The organism is Streptococcus sp. A25 (genome assembly GCF_043674095.1).
Classification (GTDB): domain Bacteria; phylum Bacillota; class Bacilli; order Lactobacillales; family Streptococcaceae; genus Streptococcus; species Streptococcus suis_V.
On the sequence record NZ_JBIMJO010000023.1, the window covers coordinates 1 to 22,681 of the forward strand.

A 22,681-nucleotide genomic window follows, 5' to 3' on the forward strand; every position below is an offset into this window, starting at 1 on the left:
GCTTATTTGCCATGGAAGGAAAAAATTAAGAGAGCATGTAAATAGAAAAAGGTTCCAGAGTCGATAGGACTTTGGAGCCTTTTCAATATACTTTGTTATTGGGCGGTTACGAATCACAAGAATTCTCCGACATTCATAGTTAACAAGAGCTAAAAAACGCCTGCTTACGAAATTATTCTAGCTTAGAGTAATTTCGTAAACAAGCGTCAAATCAATATGATGAGTGTTACCGCTGGGGCAGGCCCAGCGGTAGACCAGAGCTAGACTAAGAAGATTTCTCTTCCATCATCATAACACTCAACAAAATTGATGATCTTATACAAGTTCGATAATTGCCATTGGGGCAGCATCACCACGACGTGGTTCAGTTTTAAGGATACGAGTGTATCCACCATTGCGCTCAGCATAACGAGGTGCGATTTCTGAGAACAATTTTTGAAGAGCTGTAGTAGCTGTGTACTTATCAGTTGCTTCATCGTAGTTTTCAGATGCAATTTCGTTACGAACAAATGCAGCAGCTTGACGACGTGCGTGCAAGTCACCACGTTTACCAAGTGTGATCATTTTTTCAACTGTTTTACGGATTTCTTTAGCACGAGCTTCAGTTGTAACGATTGATTCGTTGATCAAAAGGTCAGTTGTCAAATCGCGCAACATTGCTTTACGTTGTGAGCTAGTGCGTCCTAGTTTACGGTATGCCATGATTTCCTCCTATATTTATTTATCATTTTTCAATCCAAGACCGAGTTCAGCAAGTTTAATCTTCACTTCCTCAAGACTCTTACGGCCCAGATTGCGCACTTTCATCATTTCTGGCTCAGTTTTCTCTGTCAAGTCAAACACAGTATTGATGCCTGCACGTTTAAGACAGTTGTATGAGCGAACAGAAAGATCCAATTCTTCGATCGTACGATCAAGCATACGGTCATCAGATGCTGTTTCAGATTCTTTCATCACTTCAGCTGATTTTGCAACTTCAGTCAAATCTGTAAAGAGACCCAAGTGCTCCATCAAGATACGAGCAGAAAGCCCAAGTGCATCTTCAGGAATAATTGTACCGTTTGTACTGATTTCAAGTGTCAATTTGTCAAATCCATCGTTGCTACCAACACGAGCTGGCTCAACTTGATAATTGACTTTTGTAACTGGCGTATAGATTGAATCTACCGCAAGTGTACCTACTGGTGCATCATCTTTCTTATTGCCTTCAGCTGGTACATAACCGCGACCTGCATTTACAGTTAAAATCGCTTTAAATGTTGCACCTTCAGCAATTGTGAAGAGATAATGATCAGGATTTACAATTTCAATATCACTATCTGTAAGAATATCACCTGCTGTTACCGCAGCTGGACCTACTACATCAAGTTCAATTTTCTTTTCGTCTTCGACATAAGATTTTACAGCAATGCCTTTGATGTTAAGAATGATTTGCATAACATCTTCACGGACACCTGGAACTGTGTCGAATTCGTGGAGTACACCATCAATCTTAATTGATGTTACTGCAGCACCCGGAAGTGAAGCAAGAAGTACACGACGAAGAGAGTTACCAAGAGTTGTTCCGTAACCACGTTCAAGCGGTTCGACTACAAATCTGCCGTAATCTTTATTTTCATCAATTTTTGTTATTGTTGGTTTTTCAAACTCAATCATTTCTTACTCCCTCTTAAACGAAAAGCTGTGTATGGTTGGTATGATTATACACGGCGACGTTTTGGAGGACGAGCACCATTGTGTGGTACAGGAGTCACATCACGAATTGCTGTTACTTCAAGACCAGCGGCAGCAAGAGCGCGGATAGCAGACTCACGACCTGAACCTGGGCCTTTAACGGTAACTTCAACTGTTTTAAGACCGTGTTCTTGTGCAGATTTAGCAGCTGCTTCTGAAGCCATTTGAGCTGCGAATGGTGTAGATTTACGAGAACCTTTGAAACCAAGAGCACCAGCTGATGACCAAGCAATAGCGTTACCATGCACATCAGTAATCATAACAATAGTGTTATTAAATGTAGCGTGAATATGTGCAATACCAGATTCGATATTCTTTTTCACACGACGTTTACGTGTTGGTTTAGCCAATTTTTCTACCTCCTATATTATTTTTTCTTACCTGCGATCGCAACAGCTTTACCTTTACGAGTGCGGGCATTGTTTTTAGTGTTTTGTCCACGGACAGGAAGTCCACGACGGTGACGGATACCACGGTATGAACCGATTTCCATCAAACGTTTAATGTTCAAGTTAACTTCACGACGGAGGTCACCTTCAACTTTGATTGCATCAACTTCACGACGAATAGCATCTTCTTGATCTGATGTCAAATCTTTCACGCGTACATCTTCTGAAATGCCTGCAGCTGCAAGAATTTTTTTAGATGTTGCAAGACCGATACCATATACGTATGTCAATGAAATAACTACACGTTTGTCATTTGGAATGTCAACTCCAGCAATACGAGCCATGTTTTCTCCTTTCTATATTTTAACCTTGACGTTGCTTGTGTTTAGGGTTTGCTGGGCAAATCACCATAACACGACCATTACGACGAATAACTTTGCAGTATTCGCAAATTGGTTTGACCGATGGTCTTACTTTCATGTTTTATCCCTCCAAGTATTTCGACTATTTAAAGCGGTATGTGATACGTCCACGAGTCAAGTCATACGGACTAAGCTCAACAGTTACGCGGTCTCCGACCAAAATACGAATGTAGTTCTTACGGATTTTACCAGAAACAGTTGCAAGGACTTGGTGTCCATTTTCCAACTCAACAGTAAACATAGCATTTGGCATTGTATCAACTACTTTGCCTTCAATTTCAATCACATCTTCTTTTGCCATGCAAAAGTATCCCCTCTCTAAATATCGATTTGATGCCCTCTGAACACAGAGGTAACAATTATAAGTCAGACTAGGCTATTTTATCACTTTCACAAGAAAAATGCAAGCCAAATCCATTAGATTATTTTAAATTTGACAAGACTGTGTCAATTGCTTGGAAAACAAGTTCGATGTCTTGGTCTCCCTCAATATCATGGACCAAACCTTTGGCACGATAGTGGTCAATAATTGGTTGACCTTGGGCAATATTGACCTCCAAACGGCGTTGAACAGATTCAGGCTTATCATCTTCACGCTGATAGAAATCTTCTTCTTTATAATCTCCAACAGGTGGGTTAAAGATTTTATGGAAGGTTTCACCGGTTTCTTTATGGATGATTCGACCGCTAAGACGCTCAACCAATTTAGATGGATCGATTTCAATGTTGATAACACCCTGAAGTTCAATTCCTAGATCTGCTAGGTTGGCATCCAAGGCATGCGCTTGTTCAATCGTACGTGGGTAACCATCTAGCAAGAAACCTTTTTCCTTGATGTCGTCTTGCACCAAACGCTCTTTGACGATACCATTGGTTACTTCGTCCGGAACCAAGTCGCCTTTGTCGATATACGATTTAGCAAGTAACCCCATTTCCGTTTGATTAGCCATAGCAGCACGGAACATATCGCCTGTAGAAATGTGAGCAACATTAAATTTTTCAACAATCTTAGCCGCTTGAGTCCCTTTACCAGCACCTGGCAAACCCATAATTAAAAGATTCATGACAAACTCCTTATTTTGTTTTCACATAAATTTGCCACAATTGACAAACTTATCTAAAAACAAAATAGAAGGTTGACTAGGTCAACCTATATTCTATTCTGTTACGTTCATAAAGCCTACATATTTTCTCTTGAGAAGGTATCCCTCCAATTGCTTGATACCCTCGATACTTGTCATAATCAAGATAATCAAACTAGTACCCAGGAAGGCAATATTGGAAGAAAGACCAAAAATATTTTGAGCAAGAATTGGTAACAAGGCTACAAAACTCAAGAACAAGGCACCAACTGTCGCCAGACGTTTCAACAGGACAGAGAAATACTTCTCCGTTCCATTACCTGGACGAACACCGTGGATATATGCCGCACTTTTTTGAAGACTCTCTGCCGTTTTCTCAGGATTTACCTGTACAAATGTATAGAAAAAGGTAAAAATGATAATCAATCCAGCATATACCAGCATCCCTTTAACAGTGGAATAATCAAAATACTCTTGAATACCTAGTAACCAACCCGCACTTCTGTTTTGACTAGCAAAAAATTGAATCAAAGAACTTGGTAGTGCAGTGATAGACCCGGCAAAGATAACGGGGATAACGCCTGCAGGATTCAATTTTAAGGGAAGATATGAGCTAGATGGCGCACCTTGAGCACGTTTTGTATATTGAATCGGAATCTTGTATTCAGCTTGTTGAATGTAGGTTGTAAAGTAGACTACAAACAAGATGAGTACAATCAAAAGTCCAACATAAATGATGGATTCTGTAATCCGACTAGCCTCAATATTGACAAAACGGTCGATATAAATTTCTCTAAAAGTATCTGGCAAGGATGAAATGATTCCCGCAAAGATAATCATTGATGTTCCGTTACCATAGCCCTTATCAGAAATTTGTTCTCCCAACCAAGTCACAATGACAGAACCGGTTGCCAAGATAGAACCCAGCAAAAGATAGGTCTGCCAAGTCATTGGCATATTGGTCAGTCGTGCTCCTGATAGGGCATTAAAGCTGGCGATAATCCCCATGGATTGGACAAAGGCCAAAACCAAGGAAATATAGCGAGTCGCCTGGTTTAATTTCCGACGACCAACCTCGCCCTGCTTGCCCCACTCTACAAACTTCGGCAAAATGTCCATCTGAAGCAGTTGAACAATAATCGAAGCCGTGATATAAGGGCTGACACCCAGTGCAAAAACAGAGAAATTTTTCAAAGCGTTACCCGAAACCAAACTCATCATGTTTAGGAAGGGAACGTTTGACAATGCTTCTAAGCTTTTGGCATTGACACCAGGAACGGTGATATGTGTACCAATCCTGAACACCAAAAGGATAAAAATTGTAAATAAGATTTTCTTACGAACAGCTTTTACTTTTAGAGCATCTGTTAAAAGTTTAAAAAACATAGGCGGTCACCTCTTAGATGACTTCTACTGAGCCACCTTTAGAAGTGATTGCTTCTTCAGCTGATTTAGAGAATTTAGCAGCTTTCACTGTCAATTTCTTCGTCAATTCGCCGTTACCAAGGATTTTAACACCTGATTTTTCAGCTTTAACGATACCAGCTTCGATAAGTACAACTGGTGTTACTTCAGCACCATCTTCAAAAGCGTTCAATTGATCAAGGTTAACGATTGCGTATTCTTTAGCGTTGATGTTTGTAAATCCACGTTTTGGAAGACGACGGAACAATGGAGTTTGTCCACCCTCAAAACCAGGACGAACACCGCCACCGCTACGAGCTTTTTGACCTTTTTGACCACGGCCAGATGTTTTACCGTTACCTGATGATGTACCACGACCTACACGGTTGCGGACTTTACGTGAACCTGTTGCAGGTTGCAATTCATGAAGTTTCATTATATATTTCTCCTCTTTTATATGCTAGCGCCTGTGGGGAGTTAGAGTAAGCCGCCCACAAACTCGCTTCTATCAAAATTGACTAGAAGTCGCAAAGATTTCTCCATGCGACCTAGTCTGTTTATTGTTAACTTTAGTATAAGTTACTTAACTTCTTCAACAGTTACCAAGTGAGAGATAGCGTTCACCATTCCAAGAATAGCTGGGTTATCTTCCTTAACAACTGAAGAGTTCAATTTACCAAGTCCAAGTGCAACAACTGTTTTACGTTGCTCTGGTTTGCGACCGATTGGAGACTTAGTCAAAGTAATTTTAATTTGAGCCATGAGTATCTCCTTTCTTATGCTAAATCAGAAACTGAGATGCCACGAAGTGCAGCCACTTCTTCAGCACGTTTCAATTGTTTCAAACCTTCAACAGTTGCACGAACGATGTTGATTGGTGTGTTTGAACCGAGTGACTTAGATGTCACATCAGCGATACCAGCCAATTCGATTACGGCACGAGTTGCACCACCGGCAGCAACCCCAGAACCTTCTGAAGCTGGTTTCAACATAACACGAGCTCCACCGAATTCTGAACGAACTTCGTGAGGAATAGTTGTACCAACCATTGGTACCTCGATCATGTTTTTCTTAGCAGATTCAACTGCTTTGCGGATAGCTTCTGGTACTTCTTGAGCTTTACCAGTACCGAAACCTACGCGACCGTTACGGTCACCAACAACCACAAGAGCTGCAAAACGAAGACGACGTCCACCTTTAACAACTTTTGTAACACGGTTGATGGCTACTACGCGTTCTTCAATTTCAACTGCGTTATCTTTGAATGCCATTTCTTAGTGTCCTCCCTATTAGAATTTCAATCCGTTTTCACGAGCTGATTCAGCCAAAGCTTTCACACGTCCGTGATAGAGATATCCACCGCGGTCAAAGACCACTTCAGAAATACCTTTAGCTACCGCGCGTTCAGCAACGAGTTTACCTACAACAACAGCTTGTTCTGTCTTAGTACCTTTTGAAACTTCTTTATCAAGAGTAGAAGCGCTTGCGAGCGTTACACCCGCTACGTCATCAATCACTTGAGCGTAGATGCCTGTATTAGAACGGAAAATGTTCAAACGTGGGCGAGCAGCAGTTCCAGAGATTTTACCGCGAACGCGACGGTGGCGTTTTTGGCGGATTTTGTTTTTATCTGGTTTTGAAATCACAATATTCACCTCTTAATGTATGATTCTGTTTCTTACGAAACAATTTGAGAAATAGTCAGCCAGGTGGCTAAGCCACCTCTGCAAGCTATTATTTACCTGTTTTACCTTCTTTACGGCGAACGAATTCACCAACGTAGCGGATACCTTTACCTTTGTATGGCTCAGGAGCACGAAGGCTACGGATATAAGCTGCTGTTTGACCAACAACTTCTTTGTTGATACCAGACACGACGATTTGTGTTGGTGTTGGAACTTCAAATGTGATACCTTCTGGTGCAACCACTTCATCTGGATGTGATTTACCAACAGCAAGTGTCAATTTGTTACCAGCCAATTGAGCACGATAACCGACACCACGCATTTCAAGTTCTTTTTTGAAGCCTTCAGAAACACCAACAACCATGTTGTTGAGGTTAGCACGGCTAGTACCGTGAATAGTCTTCATTTCTTTTGAATCGTTTGGACGGTGAAGAGTAACTTCTGTACCTTCCACACGGATTTCAATAGCAGTTGGGAAATCACGAGTCAATTCCCCTTTAGGTCCTTTTACAGTTACCACACCGTTGTTTTGAGCAAGCTCAACACCAGCAGGCAATGTAATTACTTTATTACCAATACGTGACATATTATTAATTCTCCTGTTAAATTATCAGGCCGTCAAGCGACCAGTTTTCACGGGGGCTCATTTAAACACGGACAATAGCCCGTGTTCAATTGAGCAGATTACATGATACTAAATAATCAGTAAGTCTGATTTGAACATGCACGAAGAGCTGGTCCTCTCGCGTTTGTATCATCCTTTTAGGTTTCAATTTCTAAATGTGGCAAGGCAGAGCGACGCAGACCTTACTTGAGTATGTCAAGACGCTCTAACACAGGCACATGACGAAATTGGAAGCTAAAAGATTACCAAACGTAGGCGACAACCTCTCCACCAACGTTCTTTTGACGAGCTTGTTTGTCAGTCAAAAGACCTTCTGATGTTGAGATGATTGCGATACCAAGTCCGTTAAGAACTTTTGGAATATCTTCACGTTTTGAGTAAACACGAAGACCTGGTTTTGAAACGCGTTTCAAGTTAGTGATAACTTTTTCACCGTTTGGTCCGTATTTCAAGAATACACGGATGATGCCTTGTTTGTCATCTTCGATGAATTCAACGTTTTTTACAAAACCTTCGTTTTTAAGGATTGTAGCAATGCCTTTTTTAATGTTTGATGCAGGAACTTCAAGCACTTCGTGTTTAGCTTGGTTAGCGTTACGAATACGTGTCAAAAAATCTGCAATTGGGTCAGTCATAACCATTTGTTGTTTCTCCTCTTACTAGCAGTTTGATCTAGTCACTTGCTAGTTAATGATGTCCTTGCGGACTAGTGATAAGTGTATATAGAATAAGTTGCTAGTCCGAAACAAGACTAGAAGGCACTTTGTAGGCAGTACTAGCGTACAGCAAGAAGTGCTGACGACGATTCGCAACGGAATAGCAAGTTATTCTTACCAAGAAGCTTTTGTTACGCCAGGAATTTGTCCAAGGTAAGCCAAGTCGCGGAAGCATACACGGCACAATTTGAATTTGCGGTAAACTGAGTGTGGACGTCCACATTTTTCACAGCGTGTGTAAGCTTGTGTAGAGAACTTAGCTGGGCGTTTGTTCTTAGCGATCATTGATTTTTTAGCCATTTATTCTCTCCCTCTTATTTTGCAAACGGCATACCAAGGCCAGTAAGCAATGCACGTGATTCTTCGTCAGTGTTAGCAGTTGTAACGATAACGATATCCATACCGCGAGTTTTATCAACATCATCGAAGTTGATTTCTGGGAAGATCAATTGCTCTTTCACACCAAGTGTGTAGTTACCACGTCCGTCAAATGACTTAGTTGGTACACCGTGGAAGTCACGTACACGTGGAAGTGAAACTGTAACCAATTTGTCCAAGAACTCATACATACGTTCGCCACGAAGAGTTACTTTCGCACCGATCGCAACACCCTCACGAAGACGGAAGCCGGCGATTGATTTCTTAGCTTTAGTGATAAGTGGTTTTTGACCTGAGATCAAAGCCAATTCTTGAGCAGCTTTCTCAAGGTTTTTAGCGTTAGAAACAGCGTCACCAACACCCATGTTCAAAACGATCTTATCAACTTTTGGCACAGCCATAACTGAAGAATAGTTAAATTGTTCAGTCAAAGCAGGAACTACTTCATTAAGATATTTTTCTTTTAAACGATTTGCCATTATACTTCTCCTTTCCTTCGTGATTAATCAAGCACTTCGCCTGATTTTTTGTTGTAACGAACTTTTTTGCCGTCTACAAACTTGTAACCAACGCGTCCTGCAACACCATTTTTGTCAAGAACTTGAACGTTTGACACATGGATTGGAGCTTCTTTTTCAACGATAGCGCCTTGAGGGTTTTCGCTGTTTGGTTTTTGGTGTTTCTTAACGATGTTAACACCTTCAACAATAACTTTGTTTACTTTTGGAAGTGCTGTTACGACAACTGCTTCAACGCCTTTGTCTTTACCAGCGATTACGCGAACTTTATCGCCTTTTTTTACAAACATTTGATTTCTCCTATGATTTCTTACGCCCTAATGGGCACCCTGTTACTCTGGTGAGATAACAGGGGACTTAGTTTGTTAGATTAAAGTACTTCTGGTGCCAATGAAACGATTTTCATGAAACCGCCATCACGCAATTCGCGTGCCACCGGGCCAAAGATACGAGTTCCGCGAGGGTTTTTGTCTTCACGGATGATAACTGCAGCATTCTCATCGAATTTGATGTATGAACCATCAGCACGACGAGCACCTGTCTTAGTACGAACGATAACGGCTTTAACAACGTCACCTTTTTTAACCGCACCACCAGGAGTAGCTTGTTTTACTGAAGCAACGATGATGTCGCCGATGTTCGCGAATTTACGTCCTGAACCACCAAGAACTTTGATTGTCAAGATTTCACGTGCGCCACTGTTGTCAGCAACTTTCAAACGAGTTTCTGTTTGAATCATGTCAATTTTCTCCTTTCAGGTTGATTAAATGATAACTGCCTCTTCCACAACTTCTACAAGACGGAAACGTTTTGTAGCTGAAAGTGGGCGAGTTTCCATGATACGAACGATATCGCCTTCTTTAGCAACATTGTTTTCATCATGAGCTTTGTACTTTTTAGAGTAGTTAATACGTTTACCATAGACTGGGTGGTTACGTTTAGTTTCAACTACAACTGTGATTGTTTTGTCCATTTTGTCAGATACTACGCGTCCAACAAGAACTTTACGATTATTGCGTTCCATTGAAATTCTCCTTTCCCAATCTATTATTTAGTTTCAGATTGCACAGTTTTGATACGTGCAATTTGTTTCTTCACTTCGTTCAAACGAGCAGTTTGCTCAAGTTGACCAGCAGCAGCTTGGAAACGAAGTTCGAAGAGTTCTTTCTTCAATTCGTTTTCTTTCTTAGCAAGTTCTTCTTGAGAAAGGCCACGAAGTTCTTTTACAAAATCTTTAATTTCTTGAAGTTTCATGTCTTCTCCTTATTCTGCTTCACGTTTTACGAATTTAACTTTAACTGGCAATTTGTGACCTGCAAGGCGGAATGCTTCACGTGCGATTTCTTCAGAAACGCCAGCTACTTCAAACATAACCTTACCGCGTTTAACTGGAGCTACCCAACCTTCAGGAGCACCTTTACCAGAACCCATACGTACACCGATAGCTTTAGCAGTGTATGATTTGTGTGGGAAGATCTTAATCCAAACTTTACCACCACGTTTCATGTAACGCGTCATAGCGATACGGGCAGCTTCGATTTGGCGGTTTGTAATCCATGAGCTAGTAGTTGCTTGAAGACCGTATTGACCAAAGTCTACTTGTTTTCCACCTTTAGCTTCACCGCGCATTTTTCCACGGAATTCACGACGGTGTTTTACACGTTTAGGTACTAACATTTGTTATTTACCTCCTTTAGTGTTTTTACGAGCTGGAAGAACTTCACCACGGTAGATCCATACTTTAACACCAAGTTTACCGTAAGTTGTCAAAGCTTCTTCCCAAGCGTAGTCGATATCCGCACGAAGTGTATGAAGAGGAACAGTTCCTTCTGAATAGCCTTCTGCACGGGCAATATCAGCACCGTTCAAACGACCAGAAACTTGTGTTTTGATACCTTTTGCACCAGCGCGCATTGCACGTTGGATAGCTTGTTTTTGAGCACGGCGGAATGCCACACGTTGCTCCAATTGACGAGCGATAGACTCACCAACAAGGTGTGCATCCAAATCAGGTTGTTTGATTTCGATGATGTTGATGTGTACTTGCTTACCAGTCAATTTGTTCAATTGAGCACGAAGTGCATCAACGTTGCTACCAGCTTTACCGATAACCATACCTGGTTTAGCAGTGTGGATAGAAACGATAACTTTGTTTACAGCACGTTCGATTTCGATTGTTGATGTTGACGCATCAGCCAATTCTTTTTTGATAAAGTTGCGGATTGCAAGATCTTCATGAAGGTAATCCGCGTATTCTTTTTCAGCATACCATTTAGCATCCCAATCACGGATGATGCCAACACGCATACCAATTGGATGTACTTTTTGACCCACGTTTTTACCTCCTTATTTCTCTGCCACAACTACTGTGATGTGAGCTGTGCGTTTGTTGATTGGTGAAGCAGAACCTTTCGCACGTGGACGGAAACGTTTCAACGTTGGTCCTTCGTTTGCGAATGCTTCGCTGACTACCAAGTTAGCTTTTTCCAAACCAAAGTTGTTTTCAGCGTTAGCGATTGCTGAGTTCAAAACTCCCTCGATAATGCCTGCAGCTTTGTTTGGTGTGAATTTCAAGATTGCGATTGCGTCTGCTACGCTTTTGCCACGGATGTTATCCAAGACAAGACGTGATTTACGAGGTGAAACACGTACTGTGCGAGCAGTTGCTTTAGCTGAAGTAATTTCTGCCATTGTGTTTTCCTCCTAAATTATTTACGACGAGTTTTCTTGTCGTCAGCAGCATGACCTTTGTAAGTACGAGTTGGTGCAAATTCACCAAGTTTGTGACCTACCATGTCTTCTTGAATGTATACAGGTACGTGTTTACGTCCATCGTAAACTGCTATTGTATAACCGATGAAACTTGGGAAGATCGTTGAACGACGTGACCAAGTTTTAATTACTTTTTTCTTTTCGTCGTTTGCTTGAGCTTCAACTTTTTTCATCAAATGCTCATCGACGAAAGGTCCTTTTTTAAGACTACGTCCCATTTTAGTATTTTCTCCTTTAAAATATGTACCACAGCGGCTTGGGAGCTGGACAGAACCCCAGTTACCGTGTTCGTTGTCCTGCCCCCGCACAGTTGATTAGAAGTTTCGACGTAGCTAAGCTACTAGAAACTGCAATCAACCACTGCGTCAAACTGGCATTTCAATCAAACTGAGGTGCTGGAATAGTCAGTCCATAACAAACCCTACCGAGTTGGCGGATGATATAGATTGCTAAGCAACTAAGAATAGATTATTTTTGGTTGCGACGACGAACGATAAGTTTGTCAGATTTAGCTTTCTTGTTACGAGTTTTCAAACCAAGAGCTGGTTTACCCCATGGTGTAGATGGTGCTTTACGACCAACTGGTGCTTTACCTTCACCACCACCGTGTGGGTGATCGTTAGGGTTCATTACAGAACCGCGAACTGTTGGACGGATACCTTTCCAACGGCTACGACCTGCTTTACCAAGGTTAACAAGGCCATGTTGTTCGTTACCTACAGTACCAACAGTAGCACGGCAAGTGCCAAGGATCATACGAACTTCACCTGATTGAAGACGAACAAGAACGTATTTACCTTCTTGACCAAGAACCTGTGCAGATGCACCAGCAGCACGAACCAACTCACCACCGCGACCTGGTTTCAACTCGATGTTGTGAACAACAGTACCAACTGGGATGTTTGCAAGTGGAAGTGCGTTACCAACTTTGATATCTGCTTCTGGACCTGAAACGATGCGTTGACCAACTTCAAGACCTTTAGGAGCGATGATGTAAGCTTTAACACCGTCTGTGTAGTGTACAAGAGCGATGTTTGCTGAACGGTTTGGATCGTACTCGATAGTTTTAACGATTGCTTCAACGCCATCTTTGTTACGTTTGAAGTCTACCAAACGGTAGAAACGTTTGTGACCGCCACCTTGGTGACGAACAGTGATGCGACCATTGTTGTTACGACCAGCTTTGCTCTTCAAAGCAACAAGCAAGCTTTTTTCTGGAGTGCTTGTTGTGATTTCAGCGAAGTCCAAAGAAGTCATGTTACGACGGCCATTTGTCGTTGGTTTATAAACTTTAATACCCACGTTAATTCCTCCTTTGATTATTCAGCGTCAGCTGTAGCGAACAATTCGATCGCTTTTGAATCAGCAGCCAATGTGATGATTGCTTTTTTCACTTTGTTTGTGCGACCTACATAACGACCTACGCGTTTTGTTTTAGGTTTCACGTTGATTGTGTTAACATTTGCAACTTTAACACCCTCGAATGCAGCTTCAACAGCTTGCTTGATCAAGAGTTTGTGCGCACGAGTGTCAACTTCAAATACATACTTGCCTGCTTCGAGTTGGCCCATTGAGCTTTCTGTGATGACAGGTTTTTTGATAACATCATACAAATTCATTATGCAAGAACCTCCTCAATTTTAGAGATAGCTGCTTGAGTTACAAGAAGTTTGTCTGCATTTGCGATGTCAAGTACGCTTGCAGTTGTTGCAGTTGCAACTTTAACTCCTGGGATGTTACGAGCAGAAAGAGCTGCGAATTCGTTGCCTTCTTCAAGAATAACAAGGACTTTAGAATCAATGCTCAATGCTGCAAGTACTTTTGCAAATTCAGCAGTTTTTGGAGCTGTGAATTCAAGTGAGTTAACAGCTACAAATTTGTTTTCAGCAACTTTTTCTGAGTAAACAGATTTAAGTGCCAAGCGACGAACTTTTTGTGGAAGTTTGTACGCGTATGAACGTGGAGTCGGTCCGAAGACTACGCCACCGCCACGCCATTGTGGTGAACGGATAGAACCTTGACGAGCACGTCCAGTTCCTTTTTGACGCCATGGTTTGCGTCCGCCACCTGAGACTGCTGAACGGTTTTTAACTGCGTGAGTACCTTGACGAAGGCTAGCACGTTGGCTGATGATTACATCAAATACAACTGCTTGGTTTGGCTCGATACCAAAGATCGCATCGTTAAGAACTACTTCACCAGCTTGTTTACCAGTTTGGTCAAATAATGTTACGTTTGCCATTTCGACTGATTTCCCCTTTCCTTATTATTTACCAGCTTTAACTGCTGACTTGATAGTGATAAGAGATTTCTTAGCACCTGGTACGTTACCTTTGATAAGGATAACGTTCTTTTCTGGAACAACTTGTACAACTTCAAGGTTTTGAATTGTTACACGGTTGCCGCCCATGCGACCTGCAAGGTTTTTACCTTTGAATACACGGCTAGGTTCAATAGGACCCATAGAACCTGGACGACGGTGGTGACGAGAACCGTGAGCCATAGGACCACGTGATTGACCATGGCGTTTGATAACACCTTGGAATCCTTTACCTTTAGATGTACCAGTTACATCAACAACATCACCAGCTGCGAAAGTTTCAACTGTAATTTCTTGTCCAACTTCCAAGCCTTCAATGTTTTTGAATTCACGAATGAAGCGCTTAGGAGCTGTGTTAGCTTTAGCTACATGGCCTTTGGCAGGTTTGTTGCTCAATACTTCACGTTTGTCATCAAAACCAACTTGAACTGCTGCATAACCATCAGTTTCAACTGTTTTCACTTGAAGAACAACGTTTGGAGTTGCTTCGATGACAGTTACAGGGATAAATTCACCAGATTCAGTGAAGATTTGAGTCATTCCCACTTTTTTCCCTAAGATTCCTTTTGTCATGAGAAAAATATTCCTTTTCTTAATTTTGTATTTAAAAAGTTTTTAACGAGCGTTTTTCATGCTCAAACCAAGATACACAGAGTTTATCCTGTGCTCGATTAGAAATCAGATTACAATTTGATTTCTACGTTTACACCACTTGGAAGATCCAATTTCATCAAGGCATCAACTGTTTTTTGAGTTGGGTTGATGATGTCGATCAAACGTTTGTGTGTACGCATTTCGAACTGCTCACGAGAATCTTTATACTTGTGAGTCGCACGGATGATTGTGTAGAGGCTACGTTCTGTTGGAAGTGGAACTGGACCTGCTACTTGAGCACCTGTACGTGTTGCAGTTTCAACGATTTTTGCAGCTGCTGTATCAAGTGTACGGTGTTCGTACGCTTTCAAGCGGATGCGGATTTTTTTGTTTGCCATCTTTTTCTCCTTTTCGTCTATTTAAGATAATAGGCTAGCTCCACAAGAAAACCAACACGAGTCGCGTGGCAATGCAACCGAGCGTGTCGCAACCTCTTGCATCAAAGCTACAACCGTAATTTTTACGGCACTAGAACATGATATCAAAAAACTCCTGCATGTGCAAGAGTTTTTACTTAAAAATTTAAAAAATCCCAAGACTTCTGTTTTGGGAGGCGGTTCGTGTATTCTATCGCCATTATTCTTATAGCATTAGTAGAAAACAATCATCGAAAGTCCTTTAAATGTTCTTGTAAATCTCTAAGCATATTCTTACGACCATTGAAACTCTGACCACTAATTAGTTTTTCATAATTTTCCAATTGGTCCATGGACAAATTTTTCCGATAATCTCTCAAGGCACCTCTCAACAACAATAGCTCGTCATTGACTAAACCTGGCGATTGTATTACTTGTGATAGTTCATGTATGTCTTCATGAGGCATTCGGTCAAACTTGCGCTTTTTACTTTCCTGTCTGCGAACATAGTCCTTAATCCGATTTCTGAATTTAACCTTGAAATAACAATACAACTGGGCTCTTTCCCCAATCAACCATGGTTGATCCTCCAATAATTCAAACAAGGTTATCATGCCTTCCTGCTCCCAGTCATCTCTGTCCCACAGTTTGATATAAAACTCTTTACGAGCCTTGTTAACAATTCCTTTTACGCAATCATAGACCTTTTCAAATTCCATCATCCTATCTCCTTTGTTTGATGGTTTAAGTTTATCGAAAAGAGCTAACTTTATACAGGACATTTTTGTCTATTTTTAATGAAGATAGTTTATCAATCGTATTCTATGGTTATTACAGGCCATTGTTCTTTCCAGTTTTTCTTTTTTACTCTCTTCTCATATACATCCATACGTTTAGAATTGCCAATAAAATGAGGAGTTGGTCGCACCAAATAATTATAAATATCGGTCAATCCATAAGGTGCAAATAGTTCTATATCCCCTTTCTCTGTCTGACGAACACCAATTGCGGTACACCTTTCAGGAAATTTTTCTATTGCATCTTTTGACGATTGATAAGGAGAGGTATCCGGGCTACGAATGTGCATAAATACTTGATTCTTAACTTCCCACTGATATTCCGGATATCTTTGACGCAAATTTACTTCTATTTCTTTTGTTGCTTGATACGACACTTGCTCATCGTAAAAAATAAGATCAACATCCGTATTTTTATCAAAATGGTAATGATTCCAGATAAAATTACGAATTGTTCCCGCACAAATCCATGAATCAGCTAAGTCTAAATCCTTTACTATCTCCAAAATCCTATTGATATCAGGGTCTTTTAACAAATATCTTTCTAACTCATCTTTCATACAATCCTCTACCTTCAAGTTGTTCATTGATTTTAGTGTTATTTTTACGAGCTTCCATAAGAAAAAATCGCTAGAAATATCATTCTAACGACGGGGAGCAGTTCAAAATATTCACCGGACCTTAATTCGTTCTTTGGTTTTCAAATTCATGATAAAAAGGTCCACCCGGACCTAGTTTTGCCCTCCTGTTTTCAAGCAAAAGATAAAAAGGTCCCCCGGACCTGATAAAAAGGTCCCCCGGACCTGATAAAAAGGTCCCCCGGACCTGATAAAAAGGTCCCCCGGACCTTTTTATTCCTCCATAAAGCTGTTGAAGACTTCTTCAATCATATCCCATTCTGCTGTTGCATCTTCTGGGATTGGTTGCAAATCGCCTTCTGTGCCGTTCTCGTTTTCGATATACGAGTAGGCTTGGATTTCCACCTCACCGTTCTCATCTTCCTCTGCACTTGCAGGAATTAAGAGAACGTAGTTTTTACCAAATTCTTCTTGACCGTCAATTGTCAATAAAATTTCAAACAAGGTTTCATTACCTTGGTCGTCTACCAAAGTAATCAATTCACGCTCGTCGTGGTTGTGGTCATGTTCATGGTCGTGATGATGTGCCATGTTTATCTCCTTTATATTTTAAAATGTTCTATCTAAATAATTTTGCAAAATCAGCTGGGCTGCCAATTTATCAATCACTTTTTTGCGCTTGCCGCGGCTAATGTCTGCCTGCTCAATCAACATACGTTCAGCCGCTACAGTGGTCAAGCGCTCATCCTGGTAATCAACAGGCAGTCCGTACTGTTCCACCAATAAATCACCGTAGGCTTGACTGGCCTCAACGCGCGGACCGCTAGTATTATTCATGTTCTTGGGTAGGCCAACAACAAACTTGTCCACCTTATACTGGGAAACAAGTTCGCTCAGCCTTTCAAAACCGAACTCACCTTTTTCTTCATTTATAGGAATAATTTCTAAACCCTGGGCCGTAAAACCCAAGGGATCCGAAATGGCTACACCGACGGTTTTTGAACCGACATCTAATCCCATAATTCTCATTAGAGGTCAATCCCATTCCCTTTCAAGTAGTAGCGTACCAATTCTTCAATGATTTCGTCGCGCTCATGTTTACGAATCTGATTACGGGCATCATTGTAGCGAGGGATATAAGCAGGGTCCCCACTCAAGACATAGCCGATAATCTGATTGATTGGATTGTAGCCTTTCTCGTCAAGCGACCGATAAACACTGGTCAGCGTTTTGCTGATTTCTTGCTTATCTGTATCGTCCAGACGAAAACGGACAGTTTCTTCTGTGAATCCCATACTTACACCTTCTTTCCTTATCTTATAGTCTATTATACCACATATAGCCCCTAAACTCAATGATATAGCATAAAAGAACCCTAGAGCTAGAGTTCTTTCATCTACTTTATAGGGCTGCTCTCATCCGAGCTTGAGCATTTTCTACATTACGCACTGAGCGTGGCAGGAAGGCACGAATGTCATCTTCCTTATAGCCTACCTGAAGACGTTTCTCATCAATCAGAATCGGGCTTTTCAAAATCCGAGGATTTGAGGTAATTAAATCAATAACCTCATTAACGCTTAAATCCTCAATATCGAAGTCCAAGCTCTTAGCATAACGGTTTTTTGAAGAAACAATACTTGCAATACCATTCTCTGTCTTGGTCAAAATATTCATAATTTCTTCCTTAGTAATGGCTTCTTTTGCAAGGTTATGCTCGTTGTATGAAAGTTGGTGAGCATTTAACCAATTTTTGGCTTTTTTACAAGAGGTACAACTAGATACAGTATAAATTTTAATCATGTAGTCACTCCTTTGCTACATCTTCGTAAACACATTATAAACCATTATACCACAAAATCCCTCAGTCTGCAGACCTATTTTGCAAAAAAACTTTAAATTTAAGGGGGAAAATTCGGTTTTTATGAGAAAAAGCCTAGCTAGACTAGACTTTTTCGGAATTATTCTTCTAATTCGATGCCGCCATCGAGGTCAAGTACTACTTCTTCCAATTCTACATTGGTTTCTGTTTCAGTAGCAGGAACTTCTTCAGTAGCTTCCGCCTTTGCATCAGCCGTTTCAGCTGGTGCGTTATCATCTTCAATCAAACCGTAGTGAATACGGATTTTGCGGTCGATTTCTGCAAAAATTTCTGGATTTTCAGCCAAGAACTTCTTAGCATTTTCCGAACCTTGACCGATTTTCTCATCGTTGTAAGAATACCAAGCACCTGCTTTTTTGATGATACCCAAGTCACTACCGATTTGAATCAACTCGCCCGTCTGCGAAATCCCTTCTCCATATATGATTTCCACGACGACTTCTTTAAATGGCGGAGCGACCTTGTTTTTCACGACCTTGACCTTGGTTTCCTTACCAACGTTCTGGTCTTTCTGCTCACCCGTACCCTTGATTTGCGTATTGCCACGAACGTCCAAACGAACAGAGGCATAGAACTTCAAGGCACGACCACCCGGCGTGGTTTCTGGGTTACCAAACATGACACCCACTTTTTCACGAAGTTGGTTGATGAAAATAGCAATGGTCTTGGTTTTGTTGATTGATGCACCCAATTTGCGCATGGCCTGAGACATCATACGCGCCTGCAGACCAACGTGGCTATCACCGATGTCACCGTCAATCTCCGCACGCGGTACAAGAGCCGCAACTGAGTCGACGACGACCAAATCAACAGCACCAGAGTCAATCAATTTACCAGCGATTTCCAAACCCTGTTCACCAGAATCCGGCTGCGACAAGAGCAATTCATCAATGTTAACGCCTAGAGCCGCTGCATAAGCAGGATCCAAAGCATGCTCGGCATCGATAAAGGCTGCAATGCCACCTTCTTTTTGACATTGGGCAACCGCATGAAGGGCAACCGTCGTCTTACCAGATGATTCTGGACCGTAAATCTCGACGATACGCCCCTTCGGATAGCCACCAGCGCCCAGAGCGATGTCAATCGACAAGCTACCAGAGCTCATGACCTGAACCTTTTGCTCGGCACGCTCACCCAGGCGCATCACTGCCCCCTTACCAAAGTCTTTTTCGATAGCCTTGAGAGCGTCATCTAAAGCCTTTTTGCGCTCATCTCCATATTTTTTAGTAATTTCTTCTAATTTTTTCGATGGTTTCTTAGCCAATTTCTTTCTCCTCTTTTTCTAATCAAACCATTATAGCAAAGTTCTGCTATTTCACAAAGTATTTCGTACAAAGTCTAAGGCCTGCAGGCAAGCTAACTGACGCAGATAGAGCCATGAATACCCCCCTAAATCCACTTCTTTTTGGACAATCCCAGAGGTGCTGACCAAGACCAGACTGACCTTGGCAAGGACGTTGTCAACAGTCGATTGGGGTTTGACAGCCACCGAAACAGCCAGAGTCAAATCTGTCGCCAATTCCTTCCGCAACTGACTGGCTTCTGTCACCAAGCTGTCCGAGCTGATTGGACCCTGACCTCTGACCTGACCCCCGCTAAAATACATCTGGTCTGTCATGGTTGCGCTCAATTCCGCTTGCAACTGACCTCCCGTTCCCTGCTCCAAAATGGACAAGGTTTGCTGCTTGTCAACCAACAAATCCGCAACCGTTTTAGCCAGACTATTGTCCTCACCATAGGCATATAGGTATTTTGCTAAATTATCTCGCTCCAGAATCGTCTTTTCTAGCTGGGCTAGTTTGGCATCTGCCTCTACCTGACTGGTCGCCTTGGTAGACAGGCGCAGGGTGACTTCCCCTGTTTTAGCATAAGGGGCTAGAGTCGGGTCCGTCTGTTGGTCAATCAAGTCTGCCAAGATAGTAACCAACTGACTCTCGCCGATACCAAAGAACCTCAAGACCCGCGAATAGAGTTGTTGCTCGGATTGGGTCAACAGCGGCAGCAAACTCTGGGCAAACATGGCTTTGAGTTCGCTAGGCGGTCCTGGCAAGACAATATAGGTAACGCCGTCTTGTTCAATCATACTCCCTACGGCCAGCCCTGTGGGATTGTGCAGGGGGATAGAACCAGCCACCAATTGAGCCTGACGCTCATTATTGGGTGTGCGAATACGACCGGGACGACTGGCAAAAAAGCGGTTCAGCTTGTCCACGGCCCTCTTGTCAAAGACCAAGTCGCGTCCTAAAAACTGAGCCAGGGTCTGCTTGGTCAAATCGTCCTCCGTCGGTCCCAAACCGCCACAGAGAATGACCATATCACTTCGCTTACTGGCAATCTCCAACACCGACAAAAGACGCTTTTCATTATCGCCTACTGCTGTATGAAAATAGACGTCAATACCCAATTCAGCACATTTTTCAGATAGAAATTGCGCGTTGGTATTGACAATCTGACCGGTCAAAATTTCAGTGCCTACGGCGATGAGTTCTGCTTTCATAATCCTCCTTCTACTTTTGATAGCATGCAGTTACCTGCCTATCTATTAGTTCGTAATTGGGTGGTGGTTTTAGATATTTTTCCAGTCACACGTATTTTCATGGTCGTTAATGAGCCCGGCTGCTTGTAGGAAAGAATAGACACAGACAGGACCGACAAATTTAAAACCTCGTTTTTTCAAGTCCTTGGAAATAGCCTCGGAAAGGGAGGTTTTAGCAGGAACTTGACGGTAGTCACCAACCGAATTGACCTGTGGGCGACCTGCTAGCCAAGACCAGATATAATGGTCAAAACTGCCGCATTCTTCCTGTAACTTGAGAAAGGCTTGGGCATTGGCACGGGTCGCGTAGAGCTTAGCCTTGTGCCGAACAATAGCTGGATTGTCGAGCAGGGCATCCAGCTGCTGGTCAGTCATACTAGCAACCGCATAATAGTCATAATCATGAAAGACAGCCTTGAAAGCCTGTCGCTTGTTGAGCACAATTTCCCAAGACAGACCTGCTTGATCGGTCTCCAAACAGAGCAATTCAAAGAGAGCCCGCTCCTCATGCAAAGGGCGCCCCCATTCTTGATCGTGATAGGCTATATAGAGGGGATTGTTGAGATTGACCCAAGAACAACGGTTCATATCTTTCCTTTCTAGCATTAACGAATGGCAGTCTGATAAGCATTATAGCGCGATCCTATCAAATCTAGACAAGCTTTATAAGCTTGAACGAGCTCTTCATTTTGAGACAGAATCACATAAGCCTCTTGCTCCAATATCTGCCTCAGAGGTTCTACCTTACCCTCATAAGCCATATAATCAACTGTTTTTAGATAGGCTTGATAATTTTCCAGGATTGATACATACGAACCACTCCTATCGCGTAGCTCCGCCTTTCTCACTTGTTCACGATAGTGTCTTTGTAAAAAATAAGCAAAATGTCCGCCAGAATGTTCATCTTTCTGCTTAATTTGTAGACCCGTGTATGTATCCATAATTCGGTATTAGAGAAGCTGTCAGACGACCAGAATAGGTATAGCCGAGATGATGGAGTGTCCCAAGGCGAACATAGTCCTGTTGATCCGCCATCAAGGCCTTATAGATGGACGATATTTTTTCCGTGTCTTTCAAAGATGCTCGAGCTTCAAAAAAGTGGTAATTGGGGTCTATGCGTCCTATGATGACAACCTCTTCATGAGGCATATAGTGATAATCAATAGAAAATTCTTTCCCTGACAAAGAATAATTTGGTCTATGGCTAGTCCCAGCATGTATCAAATTTAATCTCATCACTATCCTCACTTCATCAACATCTTGAGGGCGGACTTGATGTAATTCTCAGCAGTATCGGTCGTCCCGTCGAAGAATTTCTTGATTTTCTTGAGTTCAGCCGGTCGGTAGCCGAGTGCCTCCATTGCTTCCATTGCTTCATCGAGGGCGATGTTTTCACTGGTCGGAGCCGACGTTTCGACGGGACCTGTTTCTTCGCTCGTAACAAACTTGCCTTCCAAGTCCAGCACCATTTGCTGGGCTGTTTTTTTACCAATTTTCGGAAACTTGGTCAGGTAGGTAATATTTTTCTGCTCAATGGCCCGAACCAGCCCGTCATTATCATCCACGGCAATGATGGCCAGAGCTGTTGTCGGACCGATACCAGACACAGAAATCAGGCTGAGAAAGACAGCTTTTTCACTTTCGGATTGAAAACCGTAAAGCAGATGAGCATCTTCGCGGATAACCTGATGGGTGTACACCGTCAATTCTTGGTTGACATGGCCAGAAAAAGCGTAAGGATTGGCCACGTGAAGAATGTAGCCAATACCCGCCACTTCAATGACGATGTATTTAGCAGTGATTTTCGTAAGTTTTCCTTTGATATAGTCGTACATG

Annotated in this window: 40 protein-coding genes; all 40 read right to left on the reverse strand. The window is 42.1% G+C overall.

Features of this window, described 5'->3' with window-relative positions; genetic code table 11:
• Window positions 1–315 precede the first annotated feature (315 nt).
• Entirely contained in the window at window positions 316–702 is a 387-nt protein-coding gene (gene rplQ / locus ACHBID_RS09645; protein ID WP_024532345.1) for a 50S ribosomal protein L17, read from the reverse strand.
• A gap of 15 nt (window positions 703–717) precedes the next feature.
• Complete coding sequence (locus ACHBID_RS09650; RefSeq protein ID WP_105111778.1) at window positions 718–1,656, reverse strand: DNA-directed RNA polymerase subunit alpha; 939 nt, start codon at window positions 1,654–1,656, stop codon at window positions 718–720.
• Between the two features lie 44 nt (window positions 1,657–1,700).
• Window positions 1,701–2,084, reverse strand: coding sequence for a 30S ribosomal protein S11 (gene rpsK, locus ACHBID_RS09655; protein WP_004195509.1), 384 nt, complete (start codon window positions 2,082–2,084; stop codon window positions 1,701–1,703).
• A 17-nt stretch (window positions 2,085–2,101) separates the two neighbouring features.
• Window positions 2,102–2,467, reverse strand: coding sequence for a 30S ribosomal protein S13 (gene rpsM, locus ACHBID_RS09660; protein ID WP_002936622.1), 366 nt, complete (start codon window positions 2,465–2,467; stop codon window positions 2,102–2,104).
• A 19-nt stretch (window positions 2,468–2,486) separates the two neighbouring features.
• Complete coding sequence (gene rpmJ, locus ACHBID_RS09665) at window positions 2,487–2,603, reverse strand: 50S ribosomal protein L36 (protein WP_001808836.1); 117 nt, start codon at window positions 2,601–2,603, stop codon at window positions 2,487–2,489.
• A gap of 24 nt (window positions 2,604–2,627) precedes the next feature.
• Complete coding sequence (gene infA / locus ACHBID_RS09670) at window positions 2,628–2,846, reverse strand: translation initiation factor IF-1 (RefSeq protein ID WP_002936627.1); 219 nt, start codon at window positions 2,844–2,846, stop codon at window positions 2,628–2,630.
• A gap of 121 nt (window positions 2,847–2,967) precedes the next feature.
• Complete coding sequence (locus ACHBID_RS09675; protein ID WP_105122395.1) at window positions 2,968–3,609, reverse strand: adenylate kinase; 642 nt, start codon at window positions 3,607–3,609, stop codon at window positions 2,968–2,970.
• Window positions 3,610–3,702: 93 nt separating this feature from the next.
• The gene (gene secY, locus ACHBID_RS09680) at window positions 3,703–5,013 is read right to left on the reverse strand and encodes a preprotein translocase subunit SecY (RefSeq protein ID WP_105122396.1); all 1,311 of its coding nucleotides are present in this window, start codon (window positions 5,011–5,013) and stop codon (window positions 3,703–3,705) included.
• Between the two features lie 13 nt (window positions 5,014–5,026).
• Window positions 5,027–5,467 (reverse strand): 50S ribosomal protein L15, encoded by a 441-nt coding sequence (gene rplO, locus ACHBID_RS09685; protein WP_105107796.1) that lies wholly within the window; start codon window positions 5,465–5,467, stop codon window positions 5,027–5,029.
• Between the two features lie 143 nt (window positions 5,468–5,610).
• Complete coding sequence (rpmD, locus tag ACHBID_RS09690; RefSeq protein ID WP_002936638.1) at window positions 5,611–5,793, reverse strand: 50S ribosomal protein L30; 183 nt, start codon at window positions 5,791–5,793, stop codon at window positions 5,611–5,613.
• A 14-nt stretch (window positions 5,794–5,807) separates the two neighbouring features.
• On the reverse strand, window positions 5,808–6,302 hold the full coding sequence (gene rpsE, locus ACHBID_RS09695; protein WP_105111775.1) for a 30S ribosomal protein S5: 495 nt from the start codon (window positions 6,300–6,302) through the stop codon (window positions 5,808–5,810).
• An 18-nt stretch (window positions 6,303–6,320) separates the two neighbouring features.
• Window positions 6,321–6,677, reverse strand: a complete 357-nt coding sequence (gene rplR, locus ACHBID_RS09700) for a 50S ribosomal protein L18 (RefSeq protein ID WP_002936641.1) — start codon at window positions 6,675–6,677, stop codon at window positions 6,321–6,323.
• Window positions 6,678–6,765: 88 nt separating this feature from the next.
• Window positions 6,766–7,302 carry a 50S ribosomal protein L6 gene (gene rplF, locus ACHBID_RS09705; RefSeq protein WP_394732217.1) on the reverse strand — a complete coding sequence of 179 codons (537 nt, stop codon included), beginning with the start codon at window positions 7,300–7,302 and terminating at the stop codon, window positions 6,766–6,768.
• A gap of 281 nt (window positions 7,303–7,583) precedes the next feature.
• Window positions 7,584–7,982 carry a 30S ribosomal protein S8 gene (gene rpsH / locus ACHBID_RS09710; protein WP_024532337.1) on the reverse strand — a complete coding sequence of 133 codons (399 nt, stop codon included), beginning with the start codon at window positions 7,980–7,982 and terminating at the stop codon, window positions 7,584–7,586.
• Between the two features lie 189 nt (window positions 7,983–8,171).
• Complete coding sequence (locus ACHBID_RS09715) at window positions 8,172–8,357, reverse strand: type Z 30S ribosomal protein S14 (protein WP_002936651.1); 186 nt, start codon at window positions 8,355–8,357, stop codon at window positions 8,172–8,174.
• A gap of 14 nt (window positions 8,358–8,371) precedes the next feature.
• Window positions 8,372–8,914 carry a 50S ribosomal protein L5 gene (gene rplE, locus ACHBID_RS09720; protein WP_002936653.1) on the reverse strand — a complete coding sequence of 181 codons (543 nt, stop codon included), beginning with the start codon at window positions 8,912–8,914 and terminating at the stop codon, window positions 8,372–8,374.
• A gap of 23 nt (window positions 8,915–8,937) precedes the next feature.
• Window positions 8,938–9,243, reverse strand: a complete 306-nt coding sequence (rplX, locus tag ACHBID_RS09725) for a 50S ribosomal protein L24 (RefSeq protein ID WP_002936656.1) — start codon at window positions 9,241–9,243, stop codon at window positions 8,938–8,940.
• Window positions 9,244–9,323: 80 nt separating this feature from the next.
• Window positions 9,324–9,692, reverse strand: coding sequence for a 50S ribosomal protein L14 (rplN, locus tag ACHBID_RS09730; RefSeq protein WP_002936658.1), 369 nt, complete (start codon window positions 9,690–9,692; stop codon window positions 9,324–9,326).
• 24 nt (window positions 9,693–9,716) lie between these two features.
• Window positions 9,717–9,977, reverse strand: a complete 261-nt coding sequence (rpsQ, locus tag ACHBID_RS09735) for a 30S ribosomal protein S17 (protein ID WP_000440801.1) — start codon at window positions 9,975–9,977, stop codon at window positions 9,717–9,719.
• Window positions 9,978–10,000: 23 nt separating this feature from the next.
• Window positions 10,001–10,207: a 50S ribosomal protein L29 gene (gene rpmC, locus ACHBID_RS09740; protein ID WP_002936659.1), complete on the reverse strand. Its 207-nt coding sequence runs from the start codon at window positions 10,205–10,207 to the stop codon at window positions 10,001–10,003.
• Between the two features lie 9 nt (window positions 10,208–10,216).
• Window positions 10,217–10,630: a 50S ribosomal protein L16 gene (gene rplP, locus ACHBID_RS09745; RefSeq protein WP_002936660.1), complete on the reverse strand. Its 414-nt coding sequence runs from the start codon at window positions 10,628–10,630 to the stop codon at window positions 10,217–10,219.
• Between the two features lie 3 nt (window positions 10,631–10,633).
• Window positions 10,634–11,287, reverse strand: coding sequence for a 30S ribosomal protein S3 (rpsC, locus tag ACHBID_RS09750; protein WP_002936661.1), 654 nt, complete (start codon window positions 11,285–11,287; stop codon window positions 10,634–10,636).
• Window positions 11,288–11,299: 12 nt separating this feature from the next.
• A complete protein-coding gene (gene rplV, locus ACHBID_RS09755) occupies window positions 11,300–11,644 on the reverse strand; it encodes a 50S ribosomal protein L22 (RefSeq protein ID WP_002936662.1) in 345 nt (114 codons plus the stop codon).
• Between the two features lie 17 nt (window positions 11,645–11,661).
• On the reverse strand, window positions 11,662–11,943 hold the full coding sequence (gene rpsS / locus ACHBID_RS09760; protein ID WP_000533766.1) for a 30S ribosomal protein S19: 282 nt from the start codon (window positions 11,941–11,943) through the stop codon (window positions 11,662–11,664).
• Between the two features lie 250 nt (window positions 11,944–12,193).
• Window positions 12,194–13,027 carry a 50S ribosomal protein L2 gene (rplB, locus tag ACHBID_RS09765; protein WP_002936663.1) on the reverse strand — a complete coding sequence of 278 codons (834 nt, stop codon included), beginning with the start codon at window positions 13,025–13,027 and terminating at the stop codon, window positions 12,194–12,196.
• A gap of 17 nt (window positions 13,028–13,044) precedes the next feature.
• Complete coding sequence (locus tag ACHBID_RS09770; protein WP_004195491.1) at window positions 13,045–13,344, reverse strand: 50S ribosomal protein L23; 300 nt, start codon at window positions 13,342–13,344, stop codon at window positions 13,045–13,047.
• The gene (gene rplD, locus ACHBID_RS09775) at window positions 13,344–13,967 is read right to left on the reverse strand and encodes a 50S ribosomal protein L4 (protein ID WP_004195490.1); all 624 of its coding nucleotides are present in this window, start codon (window positions 13,965–13,967) and stop codon (window positions 13,344–13,346) included. Before rplD ends, ACHBID_RS09770 begins: the two co-directional genes overlap by 1 nt.
• Window positions 13,968–13,991: 24 nt before the next feature.
• Window positions 13,992–14,618, reverse strand: a complete 627-nt coding sequence (gene rplC / locus ACHBID_RS09780; RefSeq protein WP_024415739.1) for a 50S ribosomal protein L3 — start codon at window positions 14,616–14,618, stop codon at window positions 13,992–13,994.
• Window positions 14,619–14,728: 110 nt separating this feature from the next.
• Window positions 14,729–15,037, reverse strand: a complete 309-nt coding sequence (gene rpsJ, locus ACHBID_RS09785; protein WP_002939332.1) for a 30S ribosomal protein S10 — start codon at window positions 15,035–15,037, stop codon at window positions 14,729–14,731.
• A gap of 266 nt (window positions 15,038–15,303) precedes the next feature.
• Window positions 15,304–15,777: a sigma-70 family RNA polymerase sigma factor gene (locus ACHBID_RS09790; protein ID WP_248051104.1), complete on the reverse strand. Its 474-nt coding sequence runs from the start codon at window positions 15,775–15,777 to the stop codon at window positions 15,304–15,306.
• An 89-nt stretch (window positions 15,778–15,866) separates the two neighbouring features.
• Window positions 15,867–16,412, reverse strand: a complete 546-nt coding sequence (locus tag ACHBID_RS09795; RefSeq protein WP_394732216.1) for a nucleotidyltransferase family protein — start codon at window positions 16,410–16,412, stop codon at window positions 15,867–15,869.
• Window positions 16,413–16,703: 291 nt separating this feature from the next.
• Entirely contained in the window at window positions 16,704–17,021 is a 318-nt protein-coding gene (locus tag ACHBID_RS09800; RefSeq protein WP_004195480.1) for a DUF1292 domain-containing protein, read from the reverse strand.
• Window positions 17,022–17,039: 18 nt separating this feature from the next.
• Complete coding sequence (gene ruvX / locus ACHBID_RS09805; RefSeq protein WP_105138617.1) at window positions 17,040–17,459, reverse strand: Holliday junction resolvase RuvX; 420 nt, start codon at window positions 17,457–17,459, stop codon at window positions 17,040–17,042.
• On the reverse strand, window positions 17,459–17,725 hold the full coding sequence (locus ACHBID_RS09810) for an IreB family regulatory phosphoprotein (protein WP_105111771.1): 267 nt from the start codon (window positions 17,723–17,725) through the stop codon (window positions 17,459–17,461). Before ACHBID_RS09810 ends, ruvX begins: the two co-directional genes overlap by 1 nt.
• 106 nt (window positions 17,726–17,831) lie before the next feature.
• Entirely contained in the window at window positions 17,832–18,230 is a 399-nt protein-coding gene (spx, locus tag ACHBID_RS09815) for a transcriptional regulator Spx (RefSeq protein WP_105111770.1), read from the reverse strand.
• Window positions 18,231–18,388: 158 nt separating this feature from the next.
• A complete protein-coding gene (gene recA / locus ACHBID_RS09820) occupies window positions 18,389–19,573 on the reverse strand; it encodes a recombinase RecA (RefSeq protein ID WP_394732215.1) in 1,185 nt (394 codons plus the stop codon).
• Window positions 19,574–19,624: 51 nt separating this feature from the next.
• Window positions 19,625–20,806, reverse strand: a complete 1,182-nt coding sequence (locus tag ACHBID_RS09825; protein ID WP_105122397.1) for a competence/damage-inducible protein A — start codon at window positions 20,804–20,806, stop codon at window positions 19,625–19,627.
• A gap of 69 nt (window positions 20,807–20,875) precedes the next feature.
• Window positions 20,876–21,451 carry a DNA-3-methyladenine glycosylase I gene (locus tag ACHBID_RS09830; RefSeq protein ID WP_394734395.1) on the reverse strand — a complete coding sequence of 192 codons (576 nt, stop codon included), beginning with the start codon at window positions 21,449–21,451 and terminating at the stop codon, window positions 20,876–20,878.
• The gene (locus ACHBID_RS09835) at window positions 21,451–21,786 is read right to left on the reverse strand and encodes a hypothetical protein (RefSeq protein WP_394732213.1); all 336 of its coding nucleotides are present in this window, start codon (window positions 21,784–21,786) and stop codon (window positions 21,451–21,453) included. The genes ACHBID_RS09830 and ACHBID_RS09835 overlap by 1 nt, the downstream gene beginning before the upstream one ends.
• 303 nt (window positions 21,787–22,089) lie before the next feature.
• On the reverse strand, window positions 22,090–22,680 hold the full coding sequence (gene ruvA, locus ACHBID_RS09840; protein ID WP_172067769.1) for a Holliday junction branch migration protein RuvA: 591 nt from the start codon (window positions 22,678–22,680) through the stop codon (window positions 22,090–22,092).
• Window position 22,681: the final 1 nt, after the last annotated feature.

Coding starts and splice junctions, on each gene's coding strand:
- rplQ (WP_024532345.1), bottom strand. CDS start 702: ATGGCATACCGTAAACTAGGACGCACTAGCTCACAACGTAAAGCAATG.
- ACHBID_RS09650 (WP_105111778.1), bottom strand. CDS start 1,656: ATGATTGAGTTTGAAAAACCAACAATAACAAAAATTGATGAAAATAAA.
- rpsM (WP_002936622.1), bottom strand. CDS start 2,467: ATGGCTCGTATTGCTGGAGTTGACATTCCAAATGACAAACGTGTAGTT.
- rpmJ (WP_001808836.1), bottom strand. CDS start 2,603: ATGAAAGTAAGACCATCGGTCAAACCAATTTGCGAATACTGCAAAGTT.
- infA (WP_002936627.1), bottom strand. CDS start 2,846: ATGGCAAAAGAAGATGTGATTGAAATTGAAGGCAAAGTAGTTGATACA.
- ACHBID_RS09675 (WP_105122395.1), bottom strand. CDS start 3,609: ATGAATCTTTTAATTATGGGTTTGCCAGGTGCTGGTAAAGGGACTCAA.
- secY (WP_105122396.1), bottom strand. CDS start 5,013: ATGTTTTTTAAACTTTTAACAGATGCTCTAAAAGTAAAAGCTGTTCGT.
- rplO (WP_105107796.1), bottom strand. CDS start 5,467: ATGAAACTTCATGAATTGCAACCTGCAACAGGTTCACGTAAAGTCCGC.
- rpmD (WP_002936638.1), bottom strand. CDS start 5,793: ATGGCTCAAATTAAAATTACTTTGACTAAGTCTCCAATCGGTCGCAAA.
- rpsE (WP_105111775.1), bottom strand. CDS start 6,302: ATGGCATTCAAAGATAACGCAGTTGAAATTGAAGAACGCGTAGTAGCC.
- rplF (WP_394732217.1), bottom strand. CDS start 7,302: ATGTCACGTATTGGTAATAAAGTAATTACATTGCCTGCTGGTGTTGAG.
- rpsH (WP_024532337.1), bottom strand. CDS start 7,982: ATGGTTATGACTGACCCAATTGCAGATTTTTTGACACGTATTCGTAAC.
- ACHBID_RS09715 (WP_002936651.1), bottom strand. CDS start 8,357: ATGGCTAAAAAATCAATGATCGCTAAGAACAAACGCCCAGCTAAGTTC.
- rplE (WP_002936653.1), bottom strand. CDS start 8,914: ATGGCAAATCGTTTAAAAGAAAAATATCTTAATGAAGTAGTTCCTGCT.
- rplX (WP_002936656.1), bottom strand. CDS start 9,243: ATGTTTGTAAAAAAAGGCGATAAAGTTCGCGTAATCGCTGGTAAAGAC.
- rplN (WP_002936658.1), bottom strand. CDS start 9,692: ATGATTCAAACAGAAACTCGTTTGAAAGTTGCTGACAACAGTGGCGCA.
- rpsQ (WP_000440801.1), bottom strand. CDS start 9,977: ATGGAACGCAATAATCGTAAAGTTCTTGTTGGACGCGTAGTATCTGAC.
- rpmC (WP_002936659.1), bottom strand. CDS start 10,207: ATGAAACTTCAAGAAATTAAAGATTTTGTAAAAGAACTTCGTGGCCTT.
- rplP (WP_002936660.1), bottom strand. CDS start 10,630: ATGTTAGTACCTAAACGTGTAAAACACCGTCGTGAATTCCGTGGAAAA.
- rplV (WP_002936662.1), bottom strand. CDS start 11,644: ATGGCAGAAATTACTTCAGCTAAAGCAACTGCTCGCACAGTACGTGTT.
- rpsS (WP_000533766.1), bottom strand. CDS start 11,943: ATGGGACGTAGTCTTAAAAAAGGACCTTTCGTCGATGAGCATTTGATG.
- ACHBID_RS09770 (WP_004195491.1), bottom strand. CDS start 13,344: ATGAATTTGTATGATGTTATCAAAAAACCTGTCATCACAGAAAGCTCA.
- rplD (WP_004195490.1), bottom strand. CDS start 13,967: ATGGCAAACGTAACATTATTTGACCAAACTGGTAAACAAGCTGGTGAA.
- rplC (WP_024415739.1), bottom strand. CDS start 14,618: ATGACAAAAGGAATCTTAGGGAAAAAAGTGGGAATGACTCAAATCTTC.
- rpsJ (WP_002939332.1), bottom strand. CDS start 15,037: ATGGCAAACAAAAAAATCCGCATCCGCTTGAAAGCGTACGAACACCGT.
- ACHBID_RS09790 (WP_248051104.1), bottom strand. CDS start 15,777: ATGATGGAATTTGAAAAGGTCTATGATTGCGTAAAAGGAATTGTTAAC.
- ACHBID_RS09795 (WP_394732216.1), bottom strand. CDS start 16,412: ATGAAAGATGAGTTAGAAAGATATTTGTTAAAAGACCCTGATATCAAT.
- ACHBID_RS09800 (WP_004195480.1), bottom strand. CDS start 17,021: ATGGCACATCATCACGACCATGAACATGACCACAACCACGACGAGCGT.
- ruvX (WP_105138617.1), bottom strand. CDS start 17,459: ATGAGAATTATGGGATTAGATGTCGGTTCAAAAACCGTCGGTGTAGCC.
- ACHBID_RS09810 (WP_105111771.1), bottom strand. CDS start 17,725: ATGGGATTCACAGAAGAAACTGTCCGTTTTCGTCTGGACGATACAGAT.
- spx (WP_105111770.1), bottom strand. CDS start 18,230: ATGATTAAAATTTATACTGTATCTAGTTGTACCTCTTGTAAAAAAGCC.
- ACHBID_RS09825 (WP_105122397.1), bottom strand. CDS start 20,806: ATGAAAGCAGAACTCATCGCCGTAGGCACTGAAATTTTGACCGGTCAG.
- ACHBID_RS09830 (WP_394734395.1), bottom strand. CDS start 21,451: ATGCTAGAAAGGAAAGATATGAACCGTTGTTCTTGGGTCAATCTCAAC.
- ACHBID_RS09835 (WP_394732213.1), bottom strand. CDS start 21,786: ATGGATACATACACGGGTCTACAAATTAAGCAGAAAGATGAACATTCT.
- ruvA (WP_172067769.1), bottom strand. CDS start 22,680: ATGTACGACTATATCAAAGGAAAACTTACGAAAATCACTGCTAAATAC.